Genomic DNA, 12,310 nt, shown 5'->3' on the forward strand with positions numbered 1-12,310 from the left:
ACAGAAGGAAACGAACATGGCACAGGGTGCTGTCAAGTGGTTCAACGCTGAGAAGGGCTACGGGTTCATCGCCCAGGACGGCGGCGGCGCCGACGTCTTCGTCCACTACTCCGCGATCGACTCCTCGGGCTACCGCAGCCTCGACGAGGGCCAGCGCGTCGAGTTCGAGATCACGCAGGGCGCCAAGGGCCCCCAGGCCGAGAGCGTCCGCCCGCTCTGATCGCAGGCTCGTGCGAAGGGCCGTACCCGCCTCGGGTGCGGCCCTTCGTCATGCCGGCGGGTCGACGAGGGCGGGAGCACTCCCGACGAAGGCCGTGACCTCCTCGCCGTGCAGCAGCCGCGCGGGCGCCGGCAGGCTGCGGACGGCCCGGGCCAGCGGGGCGGACCCGAGCAGGTCCGGGTCGTCCGTGGCGGCGAGCACGACGTTCCCGTAGCCCCGCCCGCGCAGGAGCCCGGGCTCGGCGATCACCGCGACGTCGCCGAACGCCTCGCGCAGGGTCGCGCCCTCGGCCCGCGCCCCGGTCAGCGGCGGTCGGTCGGCACAGTTGACCAGGTACACCCCGCCCGGCCGCAGGACCCGCGCCACGTGCGCCACCATCTCGCGCGTGCGCACGTGCGCCGGCGTGAGGTCGCCCGCGAAGACGTCCCGCACGACGACGTCCGCCGATGCGTCGGCCAGCTTCTCCAGCTCCGCGCGTGCGTCCCCGGCGCGGATCCGCAGCGCGGGGGAGCGCGGCAGGTCGAACCAGCCGCGGACCAGCTCGGTCAGCGTCACGTCGAGCTCCACCGCCAGCTGGCGGGAGCCCGGCCGGGTGGCGTCGACCGCCCGCGCGAGCGCGCAGCCCGCGGCGCCGAGGTGGACGACGTCCAGCGGGCCGCCGACGTCGCCGACGCGCTCGATCACCGCGGCCATCTGCTGCATGTACTCGAAGTCGAGGTGCGTGGGGTCCGCCAGATCGAGGTACGAGCTGGGCACGCCGTTGACCAGCACGGTGACGCCGTCGGGGTCGTCGAGGTCGCGGACCAGCTCGACGGTGCCGGTGGCGATGGGCAGCGGCCCCGTGGGCCACGGCGTCCCGGCGCGGGTCCGTGTGGGTGGTCGGTGCGAGCCTGGGCTGCGTCGGGCGGAGCGGTCGCGGGCGGCCATGGGGCCACGCTACGGGGCGCTCGGACGGCGGGAGGGCTTGACGCAGATCGAACAGGTGTTCGATACTGGGGTCACGGATCGACGGCAGGTGAAAGGGGACGGCGGCATGGACCAGCAGCTCGGTCGGCGCAGCGCGGGTGGGACGACCACGGGAGCGCCCATCCCGGCGCGGGTGGACGAGCTGCTCGGCCGCGCGGACGCCGAGCTGCTCGCCGCACAGTTCTCTCCCGAGCCCTGGGAGCAGCTCTCGCACGCGCACCTCGCCGCCCTCCGGGCCGGTGCCGCCGTCGTCGCCTTCCGCGGCACCCCGACCGGCCGGGGCGCCCCCCGCACGGTCTGGGCCATGCTCGGGGCGGTCGCTCCGGAGCTGAGCTCGTGGTCGACGTACTTCGCGGAGGCCGCCCCGCTGCGGTCGGCGGTGGACGCCGGCAGGTTCGAGCTGGTCGGGCCCCAGCGGGGCGAGGAGGCGGTGTGCGCCGCGGAGGACTTCGTCGCCGCCGTGCGTGAGCTGGTGCACGGGGGCGCGGGCGCCGTCGCCGGGCGCACGTTGAGCATGCGCGTCCTGCGGGCGTCGTGAGCACCGGCGGCGGGGCCGTGGCATGAGCCGCGGACCCCGGTCTGCCGGGGCGAAGCGGGACTGGGGCCGCGAGGAGATCGGCTGCTCGATCCTGCACGTCGACATGGACGCGTTCTTCGCCTCGGTGGAGCTCGCGCGCCGGCCCCAGCTGCGAGGGCTGCCGGTGATCGTGGGCGGCGCGAACCGCGGGGTGGTGCTGGCGGCGACGTACGAGGCGCGGGCCTTCGGGGTGCACGCGGCGATGCCGATGTCGGTCGCGCTGCGGCAGTGCCCGCACGCGGTCGTCGTCCCGCCCGACCACCACGCGTACCACGAGGTCTCGACCGGGGTGATGCGCGTGCTCGGTGACGTGACGGCGCTGGTCGAGCAGGTGAGCGTCGACGAGGCGTTCCTCGACGTCGCGGGTGCCCGTCGCCGGCTCGGACCCCCGACGATCATCGCCCAGCTCATCCGTCGCCAGGTGCGCGAGCAGTTCGGGATCACGTGCTCCGTGGGCATCGCCTCGACCAAGTTCGTCGCCAAGCTCGCGTCCGGGCACGCCAAGCCGGACGGCGTCCTGCTGGTCCCGCGCGCGGCGACGGTCGAGTTCCTGCGCGTCCTGCCGGTCGGGGCGCTCTGGGGAGTGGGTGAAAAGACGGAGGCGGCGCTGGCCCGGTGGGGGATCCGCACGGTCGCGGAGCTCGCGGACAGCGACGTGTCCACGGTGCAGAACGCCGTCGGGAAGGTCGCCGGGGCGCACCTGTTCGACCTGTCGTGGGGGCGGGATCCGCGGCCGGTCCGGCCCGGCCGTGAGGAGCGGTCGCTGAGCGCCGAGGAGACGTTCCCGGCGGACGTCGCCGACCTGGTCGTGGTGCAGGAGAAGGCCCGGGAGCTGGCCGACCGGTGCGCGGTCCGGCTGCGCAGGAACGGCCTGGTCACCCGCACGATCACCGTGAAGGTGCGGACGTCGGACTTCCGCACGCTGACCCGTTCGCGCACCCTGCTGACCCCGACGGACGTCGGCCGCGAGCTGTTCCTGGCGGCCCGGGAGCTCATCGCCGGGGTCGATCTGGGCGGGCTGCCGGTGCGGCTGGTCGGGGTCCGGGCGGAAGGGTTGTCGCCCGCGTCGTCGACGGTCCGGCAGCCGACCCTCGAGGAGGCGTCGGACCAGCCGACGGCCTCACGACGGGACGCCGAACGGGCCATGGACATGGTGCGGGACCGGTTCGGGAGGGCGTCGATCTCCGCAGGAGCCCCTCAGTCGACAGGAGTATCCTCACGGTCGACTACCACCTTCGTTCCGGCGGATCTATCCTGAACCGGAAGAAGGTCCACAGAGCTGACAACGGGGGTCAGGATGCCTCTCTCGGAGTACGAGCAGCGCGTGCTCGAGCAGATGGAACGGCAGCTGACCTCTGACGATCCCCGGCTCGCGAACACGCTGACCCAGCGCGGGCATCGCCCGTTCGGCCGATACGTCATCGCGGGAGTCGGTGCGTCCGTCGGTCTGCTGCTGCTCGTGCTCGGCGCGGCGAACAGCCTGGCCTGGTTGGGTGTCGTCGGGTTCGTCGTGATGTTCGCCGCGGTGGCGTTCGCGTTCGCAGACCCCCGCCGAGGGTCCGGGCGTCGCTCGGGGCCGCAGGGCGTCGTGCAGACGGATGGCAAGGTGAAGCCGGCAACGCCGCCGGCTCGTCAGCGCAGCAGCTTCATGAGCCGTCTCGAGGAGCGCTGGGAACGGCGGCGCGGCGAGAGCGGTCGCTGAGCAGCGTCTCGACGCCGCTCATCATCTCCTCCACCCACCCGGCCAGCACGGCCGGCTCGACGTCGGGCTGCTGCGGCGCGTAACGGTCGCGCTCGAACGTCAGCGCCAGCGCCACCAGAGCCTCCTCCGGCGCCCCGGTCAGGGGTGACCCGCACAGCTGCACCAGCTGCTCCTGCACCGACGCCACGACGGTGCGCGGCGTGTCCGAGTCGGTCCACACGATCCCGCGGGCGGCGAGCCGCTTGCGCGCGCGCAGCCAGGCCCGCTCGGGGGTGAGATCGGCGAGGAACCGGGTGCGGCGCCGCAGGATCGCCAGGCCGAACGAGGCGATGGCCAGCACGATCGCGACCGTGACCGCGGCGGGCAGCCATGCGCGCCCGGCGTCGTCGGTGGAGCCGGTGCTGGACTGTCCGCCCGGAGCGGTCGAGGCGGTCGACTGGGGGCGCGCGGTGGGCAGCACGTCGTCGGGCTGCCCGGCCGGCGCGGAGATCCCGCGGAACGGGTCGCTCCACTGCGGCGGGGCTCCGGTCTGCACGGCGGGCGTCGGCTCGAACCGCACCCAGCCGTAGCCCTCGAAGAACAGCTCGGGCCAGGCGTGCGACTCGTGGCCGGTCACCACGTAGGTGCCGTTGCGGTCGGACTCGCCCGGCAGGAAGCCGACGCCGACGCGGGCGGGGATGCCCAGGGTGCGGGCCATCATCGTCATCGAGGTCGAGAACTGGACGCAGTACCCGCGCTTCGACTGCAGGAAGTCCCAGACGGCGTCCTTGGTCCGGGAGGGCGCGACGCGGGTGTCATAGGTGAAGTTCGTCGTCGCCCGGAAGTAGGTCTGCAGGGCCATCGCCTGCTCGTAGGGGGTCGTCGCGTCGGCGGTGACCTCCTTCGCCAGGTCGGCGATGTCCTGCGTGTGGCTGGTCTCGGGGACGACGAGCGAGGCTCCGTCGTCGCCGGGGTCGCCGATCTCCGCGGCGGCGAGGTCGTCGGCGGTCAGCGAGGGGATCTCGACGGTCATGGCGTAGGCCATGCCGTCGAAGGTGCCGCGCCGACCCACGACCTCGTCGCGCTCGGTGTCGTACTCCCAGGTGCCGGGCACGTCGACCGTGCGGGGGAACGTGCTCATCGGCAGCCGACGCTCGCGCAGTCCGCCGACCTCGACCTGGACGTCGGCGAGGGTGCCGCGCTCGGGGTCGGGGAGGGTGCCACGCACGGCGGGGTCGGAGGACAGGAGCGTCGCCGGGTCCCACGGGACCATCTCGAAGGAGTCCGCGCGGTCCCACGACTGCCCGTCGAACGTGGTGAGCGTGAAGGCGCGCAGGGGGCCGACGGCGGCCGCGCTGACGGTGGCCGCCGTGGCGGTCGGAGTCGGCGTGGGCGCGGTGCCGTCGCCCGGGTCCGGCGCGACGGGGTTGACCGTGTAGCGCAGCACGACCTGCGAGGACCGGGAGCCCAGGCTGTCACGCAGGTCCAGGTCGTCGCTGAGCGACATGGGTCCGACCGGCCCGCTGCCGAAGCTGGGCATGCTCAGGCTCGCCCAGCCGGGGAAGGCCGCGACGGCCGGCCCGGCGATCAGGGTCGCGACGATCAGCGAGAGCGAGCACATCACCGCGACCGAGATCCGTCGGGCGCGGTCGCTGTGGGCGGACGCGGGGGCGGCGCTGAGCGCGAGGAGCAGCAGGTAGAAGAACGCGGTCCAGGCGATCGCCCACCCGCTGGCGGGGAACCCGAGGATGATCGCCGGGATCCACAGCGCGGCGAACGCGAATCCGGCCAGCGCCGGCAGGCCGAGCCCGATCGCGACCAGGTCGGCGAGGAGGAACACGGCGACCGCGCCGACGACCACGAGCAGCTCGGCGGGCCGGACGCCGGCCATCGGCACGAGCGAGGCGTTGATGACGGCGACGCCCTCGTGCGCGGCGGCCAGCGTGCGCTCGAGCGAGCCGGTGTCGGGCAGCACCTGCAGCCGTCCCGGGGGCGCTCCGTAGCGGACCAGGATGATGCCGACGGCGACCACGGTGCCGGCCAGGGTGGGTGCCCACCAGGAGCGGGTAACGGCGCGCACGCCGATGACGATCGCAGCGACGACCAGCACGATCGCCCAGGTCGCCGCGAGCCAGCCGCCGCGCTCGATCAGACCGGTGAGCGCGTACAGGCTCGCGCAGGTGGCGGCGGCGCAGAGGGCGGACCCCAGGACGGAGCGCGAGCCCCGGGGGATGCGCTGCGGACGCCCGGTCACTGTGCCGACCCCAGGAGCCGCAGCCAGCAGTCGACGATCGGCTCGCCCGGCGTCACGCGGCAGGCCCGCCAGCCGGCCCGGCGCAGCGCCTTGATCGTGTGCTCGGCCTCGGCCTCGTGCGCGGGGGTGTCCGCCCGGACGACGGCCCAGGCCTGGGCGTTGTCGGCGACGTGCGCGAGCGCGGCCCGTGCCGCCGCGCCGAGCGGGCCGAGGACCGCGAGGACGATCTCGCCGCCCGCGTCCGTCGTCTGCAGGAGGTGCGCGGCCGAGACGAGCTCCGCCTCGCCGATCGCGGAGGTGCGGGGCGACTCGAGGTCGATGGTGCGGTCGAGCACCGCGTTGCGCGCGCCGGGGCCCGTCCGGTTGTGCACGAACGCGAGCGGGTAGGGCGAGGCGTCGTCGCGCAGGCCGCTGACGAGCCGCACGGGGTGGCCGCCGTCGAGCATGGCCAGCGACATCGAGGCGGCCAGCGAGATCGACCACTCGAGGTTGGCCACCTTCGCGGGCAGGTCGAGCAGCACGGACACCGGGCGCATGCCGGCCCGCTCGTCGGAGCGGACCATGAGCGCGCCCTTGCGGGCGCTGCTGCTCCAGTGCACGCGCCGCAGGTCGTCGCCCTCGCGGTAGTCGCGCAGCGACGCGTCGTCCGTCGACGGCGTCCGTGCCCCCAGTGCGACGCGGTCGGGCTCGCCCACCAGGACGTCGCTGGGCGTCGGCAGAGGCACCACCGCGGGCCAGACCGACACCTCGGCCTGCTCGCCCAGCGTCGCCGACGTGCGGACCACCCCGAACGGGTCGCTGCGCGTCACCACCAGCGGGCCGAGCGGCCAGCGCCCGCGCCGGGCCGCCTGCACCGCGTAGCTGACGGTGACCTTGCGGGGCGCCCGGCTGACGCGCGCGCGCAGCGGGCGGCCACCGGAGAGCTCCGTGGCCGCCTGCTCGGCGAACTTCAGCCCGGCCAGCCGGACGCGCGCCGCGGGATCGGTCGCCGAGATCGTGACCTCGATCTGCGCCTCGTCGCCCGCGTGGACCGGGTTGGGGGTCGCGCGACGCTGGACGTTGAGCCGGTGCTTGCCGCGACCGGGGTCGAGCAGGCCGACGCCGACCGCGGCGCCCACCACGAGCAGGAGCGCGAGCGTGCCGATGCGCACCAGGTCGACGGCGCCGAGCACCACGCCGAGCTGCAGCGCGGCGATGCCGGCGACGCCGATCGCCCAGCCGCGGGGGGTGGGTCGCAGTCGCATCAGATCGCGCGGCGGGAGCGCGCGGTGCCCGCCGCCGAGGGCAGCGGGATCCGGTCGAGGATGTCGGTGACGATGTCGGACGTGCTGCGCCCGGACAGCCGGGACTCCGTGCTGGGCAGCAGGCGGTGCGCGAGCACCGGCACGCCGAGCTGCTGGACGTCGTCGGGGAGCACGTGGTCGCGGCCGTCCATGGCGGCGAGCGCCTTGGCCGCCCGCAGCAGCTGGATCGCCGCGCGCGGGGAGGCGCCGAGCCGCAGGCCCTGGTCCTCACGCGTGGCGGTCACCAGGTCGACCACGTAGCGCTTGACCGCGGGTGCCGCGAACAGGCGGCGGGTGGTCTCGATGAGGGCCTTGACCTGCGCGGCGTCGGTCACCGGTCGCAGGGTGTCCAGCGGGTCGGACGTCTCCTGCAGGTCGAGCATGTCCAGCTCGGACTCGATGCTCGGGTAGCCGACCGTGAGTCGCGCCATGAACCGGTCGCGCTGGGCCTCGGGCAGCGGGTACGTGCCCTCCATCTCCACGGGGTTCTGCGTGGCCACCACGAGGAACGGACGCGGTAGGGGATAGGTGCGCCCGTCGACGGTCGCCTGCGCCTCCTGCATGCACTCGAGCAGCGCGGACTGGGTCTTGGGCGAGGCGCGGTTGATCTCGTCGCCGATGACCACGTGCGCGAAGACGGGGCCGGGCCGGAACTCGAACTCGTGCGTCTGCGACCGGAAGATGTTGACGCCGGTCAGGTCCGACGGCAGCAGGTCCGGCGTGAACTGGATCCGCCCCACGGTGCAGTCGATGGTCTTGGCCAGCGCCTTGGCGAGAGTGGTCTTGCCGACGCCCGGCACGTCCTCGAGGAGCAGGTGCCCCTCGGCGAGCAGCACGGCGACGGTGACCCGCACCAGCTCGGGCCGGCCGGTCACCACACCCTCGACCGCGGCACGCATCCGTAGCGTGGTCTCGACGACGTCCTCGAGCTCGCTCGACGACGGGACTGCCTGCAGCATGACGCCTCCTTTGGCGGAACTGCGTCCGAGCCTAAAGGTCGGGCGCGCGTTGTTCATCGCCCACGGCGCCCCCACTTCGCTCCACCACCCACCCGGCGGAGCGCCCTTGTGGCGCCGCGACCGGGCGATTCGTCCGGTCGCTCCGCAATCCGAGCGCCCGGACGCCCCTCGACACGCCCCGGCGGGGCCCCGGGCCGCTGGATCCCTCCACTTCGCCCCACCGATTCTGACCTGGGCTTTTACACCTTCGATCGGGTGAATCGTGCGTCCGTCACGTGGCGGGTGGAGTGAAGTGGAGTACCGTGGAGGCACGTGGTGAGGCAGGGAGTCTCGCGTCGGAGGAGCGGAGGGAGGCGGGGTGTCGCATGAGTCGTCGTCCGGCGTCTTCAGCTCCTTCGCGCCCTTCCTCGGGACGTACACGCCGCGCCTGGACGACAAGGGGCGGCTCATCCTTCCGGCCAAGTTCCGCGGCCAGCTGGCTCCGGGCCTCGTGATGACCCGTGGCCAGGAGCGATGCCTGTTCCTGCTCCCCGTCGACGAGTTCCGCCGCATGCACGACCAGCTGCGCCAGGCCCCGGTCACCAGCCGCCAGGCCCGTGACTACCTGCGTGTGTTCCTGTCGGGCGCCAGCGACGAGCTGCCGGACCGCCAGGGGCGCATCTCCATCCCGCCGATGCTCCGCAAGTACGCGGGGCTCGAGCGTGACGTCGCCGTCATCGGCACCGGCACCCGGGTCGAGATCTGGGACCTCACCGCGTGGGAGACGTACCTGGCCGAGCAGGAGGCCGGCTACGCCGACACCGCGGAGGAGGTCTTCCCGAACGGTCCCTTCTAGCGCACTGGCCCGAACGGGCCGCCCGGTGAGACCTCCTCCCGAATCTCTGCCGCACTTCCCCGGTGGCAGAGGGTCGGTGGGGGATCTGGTCGGACGGCGGAGGGGCCGCCTGACCAATTCCGTGCCACCTGGGGAGGGGAGCAGCGATGACCGAGAACACGCCTGGGCACACGTCGTCCGACGCCGCCTCCCGGCACACCCCGGTGCTGCTGCAGCGCTGCCTCGACCTGCTGGCCCCGGCGTTCGACGTCGAGCGCCCGGTGATGGTCGACTCCACGCTCGGCATGGGCGGGCACACCGAGGGCGTCCTGCAGGCGTTCCCGCACGTCCGGGTGGTCGGCCTCGACCGCGACACCCAGGCGCTCGAGCTGGCGGGCCGCCGGCTGGCCCCGTTCGGCGACCGGTTCACCGGCGTGCACGCCATCTACGACGAGATCAACGACGTGCTGGACCGGCTGGGCATCCCCAAGGTCCAGGGCGTCCTCATGGACCTCGGCGTGTCGTCGCTGCAGCTCGACGAGCGCGAGCGCGGCTTCTCCTACTCGGCCGACGCCCCGCTCGACATGCGGATGGACGCGACGACCGGGCAGACGGCCGCGGACGTGCTCAACACCTACGACGAGCGCGACCTGGCCCGGATCCTGCGGGTCTACGGCGAGGAGCGGTTCGCGCCGCGCATCGCCCGCGCGATCGTCGCCCAGCGTGCCCGGCGGCCGCTCGAGCGCACCGGCGAGCTGGTGAGCATCGTGCGGGCCAACATCCCGGCCGCGACCCGCAAGACCGGGGGCAACCCCGCCAAGCGCACGTTCCAGGCGCTGCGGATCGAGGTGAACGGCGAGATCGAGGTCCTCGAGCGCGCGCTGCCGCAGTCGATCGAGGCGCTCGCGGTCGGCGGCCGGATCGTCGTCGAGTCCTACCACTCGCTGGAGGACCGGGCGGTCAAGCGCGCGCTCGCCGTCGGCGCCACGTCCAGCGCACCGCCCGACCTGCCGGTCGAGCCCGAGACGCACGCGCCGTTCCTGCGCCTGGTGACCCGGGGCGCCGAGGAGGCCGACGAGGCCGAGCTGGCGCACAACCCGAGGTCGCAGTCCGTCCGGCTCCGCGCCGCCGAACGCGTCCGTCCCACGCCCGACCACCTCAAGCCCCGCCAGACCGGAAGGAGGGCAGCATGAGCGCCCAGTCCGCTGCCCGAGCAACCGCGTACCCGGCCCCGGCCCGCCCGCGCCCGACAAGTGCACCCGCACCCCGACTTCGCGTCGTCCGCGCGCCGGAGCACGCCAGGACGCGAGTTCCGTTCATCCTTGCCTGCATGGCTGTCCTCGCCGGCGCGCTCCTCTCCGCGCTGCTCCTCAACACCTCCATGGCGGCGAGCGCGTACGCCAAGTACGACCTGTCGAACGAGCTGGGCCGGCTCGACCAGGACGCGCAGGACCTGACCGCGCAGCTCGACGCCAAGGCGTCGCCCACCCAGCTCGCGGCGTCCGCGGCCGCGCTGGGGATGGTGCCGACCAACGGCACGGGCTGGCTGCGGCTCTCGGACGGCAGCGTGCAGGGCGCACCCGAGCCGGCCGGAGCGGGCGGATGACGACACCGGTCGAGCGCACGCGCGCCCGCACCGCGCCCTCCAACCGGGCCGCCGGCACGACCGTCCCGCGGCAGCGCACGCAGGGCGGCCCGCCGACCGTCGTCGTGCCGCCCGGAAAGCCCCGCAACCCCGGGTCCCGCGGCACCCGCGGCGGCAGGCCACCGGCCGGACCGGTCCAGCCGGGCTCCCGCGCCCGCATGGCCCTGCTCACCGCCCTGATCGTGCTGGCGCTCGCCGTCTTCGGCGGGCGCCTGGTCTACGTCCAGGGGCTGCGCGGCGCCAGCATCGCCGAGCAGGCGCGCAACTCCCGGCTCATCTCCGTGGCGATGCTCGGCGGGCGCGGCGACATCACGGACGCCGAGGGCAACCCCCTGGCGACGTCGGTCGAGCGCTACGACATCTCGGTGAACCAGCGGCTCGTCGCCAAGTTCACGGGGACGGTCAACCCGCCGGTCCCGGACGGCGCCGCGGGGGTCGCGGCCGTGCTCGCGCCGCTGCTCGACATGAACGCCGCCGAGCTGGGCGGCTCCCTGGTGGGCGACCGTCAGTTCGTGTACATCCGCAAGGGCGTGCTGCCCGAGGTCGCCCGCGAGGTCCGCAAGCTGGGCCTGAGCGGCGTGAACGTCGACCGGGTGGCCGAGCGCGTCTACCCCAACAACACGCTCGCCGGGAACGTCATCGGCTTCGTCAACTCCAACGGCGTCGGCCTGGCCGGCCTCGAGGCGTCGCTCAACCCGCGCCTCACCGGCACGGCCGGCAGCGAGACGTACGAGAGCGGGCGCAAGGGGCAGGCGATCCCCGGCGGGTACACCAAGGACACGCCGGCGCGGCAGGGTGACTCGGTCCAGCTCACGCTGCTGTCGGACGTGCAGTGGAAGGCCCAGTCGGCGCTCGACGCCCAGGTGGCCGCCACCGGCGCCGACTCCGGGTCGCTGATCGTCATGGACACCAAGACCGGCGAGGTCTACGCGCTGGCGGACTCCGGCTCGGTGGACCCGAACCACCCCGGGGAGGCGTCGGGCTCGCTGTCCAGCGCGGTCTCGGACGTCTTCGAGCCCGGCTCGACCGGCAAGGTCATCACGATGTCCGCGATCCTCGAGAACAACATCGCGACGCCGCTCTCGCAGTGGTCGGTGCCCTACACGTACTCGCCCGACGGCCACGAGACGTTCAAGGACTCGCACGAGCACGGCGTGCTGCCGCTCACGACGACCGGCGTGCTCGCCGAGTCCTCCAACACCGGCACCGTGATGATCGGCCAGAGCCTGCCCGTGCAGACGCGGTACGACTACCTCGCCAAGTTCGGGTTCGGGGCCAAGACCGGGATCGAGATGCCGGGGGAGTCGAACGGCATCCTGCACCCGGTCGACACCTGGCAGCGGCGCGACAAGTTCGCCGTGCTGTTCGGCCAGTCCGTGTCGGTGACCGCGATCCAGGCGACCCAGGTGTTCCAGACCATCGCCAACGGCGGCGTGCGCGTGCAGCCGCACATCATCAAGGGCTGGACGTCGCCCGACGGCGTCTACACGCCCGTCGCGCCGGCCGCGAAGACCCAGGTGGTCTCGGCGGAGACGGCGAAGACGGTGCTGACGATGATGCAGAGCGTGGTCGACGACGGCACGGGGTCCAGCGCTGCGATCCCCGGCTACCAGGTGGCCGGCAAGACGGGTACCGCGCAGAACTGGGTGGGCGGGGTGCAGGGCATCACGGCGTCGTTCATCGGCGTCGCGCCCGCGGACAACCCGCGCATCGCCGTCGCGGTGATCCTGCACAACCCGAGGTCGTCGATCTACGGTGGCACGGTCGCCGCCCCGGTCTTCTCGGACGTGGCCGGGTACACGCTCAGCGAGCTCGGCGTCGCCCCGTCGGGCACCGCGGGGACGCTCTTCCCCACGACGTGGTGAACCGCACCGGCCGGGAGGCCGAGAGTGCCGCCCGGGGTAGATTCTC

General features: G+C 73.7%; 12 protein-coding genes. 8 read left to right on the plus strand and 4 right to left on the minus strand.

Annotated features, from left to right (window positions below; genetic code table 11):
• Positions 1–16 precede the first annotated feature (16 nt).
• A complete protein-coding gene (locus tag AC1DWH_RS10200; protein WP_028049841.1) occupies positions 17–220 on the plus strand; it encodes a cold-shock protein in 204 nt (67 codons plus the stop codon).
• A 48-nt stretch (positions 221–268) separates the two neighbouring features.
• On the opposite strand, the gene AC1DWH_RS10205 is transcribed toward AC1DWH_RS10200, so the two are convergent.
• Complete coding sequence (locus tag AC1DWH_RS10205; protein ID WP_477093565.1) at positions 269–1,147, minus strand: spermidine synthase; 879 nt, start codon at positions 1,145–1,147, stop codon at positions 269–271.
• Between the two features lie 106 nt (positions 1,148–1,253).
• Here AC1DWH_RS10205 and AC1DWH_RS10210 point away from each other — a divergent pair, with 106 nt between their 5' ends.
• Genes AC1DWH_RS10210 through AC1DWH_RS10220 form a run of 3 tightly spaced genes read left to right on the plus strand, consistent with a single transcriptional unit; the run spans position 1,254 to position 3,465 of the window.
• A complete protein-coding gene (locus AC1DWH_RS10210; RefSeq protein WP_477093566.1) occupies positions 1,254–1,724 on the plus strand; it encodes an SAV_6107 family HEPN domain-containing protein in 471 nt (156 codons plus the stop codon).
• A gap of 22 nt (positions 1,725–1,746) precedes the next feature.
• Positions 1,747–3,021 carry a DNA polymerase IV gene (dinB, locus tag AC1DWH_RS10215; protein WP_477093567.1) on the plus strand — a complete coding sequence of 425 codons (1,275 nt, stop codon included), beginning with the start codon at positions 1,747–1,749 and terminating at the stop codon, positions 3,019–3,021.
• Positions 3,022–3,060: 39 nt separating this feature from the next.
• Positions 3,061–3,465, plus strand: coding sequence for a DUF3040 domain-containing protein (locus AC1DWH_RS10220; RefSeq protein WP_456844408.1), 405 nt, complete (start codon positions 3,061–3,063; stop codon positions 3,463–3,465).
• Here AC1DWH_RS10220 and AC1DWH_RS10225 read toward each other — a convergent pair.
• Genes AC1DWH_RS10225 through AC1DWH_RS10235 form a run of 3 tightly spaced genes read right to left on the minus strand, consistent with a single transcriptional unit; the run spans position 3,410 to position 7,940 of the window.
• Complete coding sequence (locus AC1DWH_RS10225; RefSeq protein ID WP_477093568.1) at positions 3,410–5,698, minus strand: transglutaminase TgpA family protein; 2,289 nt, start codon at positions 5,696–5,698, stop codon at positions 3,410–3,412. The two genes, AC1DWH_RS10220 and AC1DWH_RS10225, sit on opposite strands and share 56 nt — an antisense overlap.
• Positions 5,695–6,942: a DUF58 domain-containing protein gene (locus AC1DWH_RS10230; protein ID WP_477093569.1), complete on the minus strand. Its 1,248-nt coding sequence runs from the start codon at positions 6,940–6,942 to the stop codon at positions 5,695–5,697. Before AC1DWH_RS10230 ends, AC1DWH_RS10225 begins: the two co-directional genes overlap by 4 nt.
• Positions 6,942–7,940 carry an AAA family ATPase gene (locus AC1DWH_RS10235; protein WP_456844405.1) on the minus strand — a complete coding sequence of 333 codons (999 nt, stop codon included), beginning with the start codon at positions 7,938–7,940 and terminating at the stop codon, positions 6,942–6,944. Before AC1DWH_RS10235 ends, AC1DWH_RS10230 begins: the two co-directional genes overlap by 1 nt.
• A gap of 358 nt (positions 7,941–8,298) precedes the next feature.
• On the opposite strand from AC1DWH_RS10235, the gene mraZ reads away from it, so the two are divergent.
• The 4 genes from mraZ to AC1DWH_RS10255 all read left to right on the plus strand — a co-directional run bounded on the left by mraZ (position 8,299) and on the right by AC1DWH_RS10255 (position 12,264).
• Positions 8,299–8,775: a division/cell wall cluster transcriptional repressor MraZ gene (gene mraZ, locus AC1DWH_RS10240; protein WP_456844404.1), complete on the plus strand. Its 477-nt coding sequence runs from the start codon at positions 8,299–8,301 to the stop codon at positions 8,773–8,775.
• A 146-nt stretch (positions 8,776–8,921) separates the two neighbouring features.
• Positions 8,922–9,947 carry a 16S rRNA (cytosine(1402)-N(4))-methyltransferase RsmH gene (gene rsmH / locus AC1DWH_RS10245; protein WP_477093570.1) on the plus strand — a complete coding sequence of 342 codons (1,026 nt, stop codon included), beginning with the start codon at positions 8,922–8,924 and terminating at the stop codon, positions 9,945–9,947.
• A gap of 137 nt (positions 9,948–10,084) precedes the next feature.
• Positions 10,085–10,360 carry a cell division protein FtsL gene (ftsL, locus tag AC1DWH_RS10250; RefSeq protein ID WP_456844402.1) on the plus strand — a complete coding sequence of 92 codons (276 nt, stop codon included), beginning with the start codon at positions 10,085–10,087 and terminating at the stop codon, positions 10,358–10,360.
• Positions 10,357–12,264, plus strand: coding sequence for a peptidoglycan D,D-transpeptidase FtsI family protein (locus AC1DWH_RS10255; RefSeq protein WP_477093571.1), 1,908 nt, complete (start codon positions 10,357–10,359; stop codon positions 12,262–12,264). The genes ftsL and AC1DWH_RS10255 overlap by 4 nt, the downstream gene beginning before the upstream one ends.
• The last annotated feature ends 46 nt before the right edge of the window (positions 12,265–12,310 follow it).

It is taken from the genome of Cellulomonas sp. P2_F12 (assembly GCF_056403775.1).

What these genes read in the sequence shown, in the direction of transcription:
- AC1DWH_RS10235 (WP_456844405.1), bottom strand. Translation starts at nt 7,940, where the DNA reads ATGCTGCAGGCAGTCCCGTCGTCGAGCGAGCTCGAGGACGTCGTCGAG.
- ftsL (WP_456844402.1), top strand. Translation starts at nt 10,085, where the DNA reads ATGGCTGTCCTCGCCGGCGCGCTCCTCTCCGCGCTGCTCCTCAACACC.
- AC1DWH_RS10255 (WP_477093571.1), top strand. Translation starts at nt 10,357, where the DNA reads ATGACGACACCGGTCGAGCGCACGCGCGCCCGCACCGCGCCCTCCAAC.
- AC1DWH_RS10210 (WP_477093566.1), top strand. Translation starts at nt 1,254, where the DNA reads ATGGACCAGCAGCTCGGTCGGCGCAGCGCGGGTGGGACGACCACGGGA.
- AC1DWH_RS10205 (WP_477093565.1), bottom strand. Translation starts at nt 1,147, where the DNA reads ATGGCCGCCCGCGACCGCTCCGCCCGACGCAGCCCAGGCTCGCACCGA.
- dinB (WP_477093567.1), top strand. Translation starts at nt 1,747, where the DNA reads ATGAGCCGCGGACCCCGGTCTGCCGGGGCGAAGCGGGACTGGGGCCGC.
- AC1DWH_RS10230 (WP_477093569.1), bottom strand. Translation starts at nt 6,942, where the DNA reads ATGCGACTGCGACCCACCCCCCGCGGCTGGGCGATCGGCGTCGCCGGC.
- rsmH (WP_477093570.1), top strand. Translation starts at nt 8,922, where the DNA reads ATGACCGAGAACACGCCTGGGCACACGTCGTCCGACGCCGCCTCCCGG.
- AC1DWH_RS10220 (WP_456844408.1), top strand. Translation starts at nt 3,061, where the DNA reads ATGCCTCTCTCGGAGTACGAGCAGCGCGTGCTCGAGCAGATGGAACGG.
- AC1DWH_RS10200 (WP_028049841.1), top strand. Translation starts at nt 17, where the DNA reads ATGGCACAGGGTGCTGTCAAGTGGTTCAACGCTGAGAAGGGCTACGGG.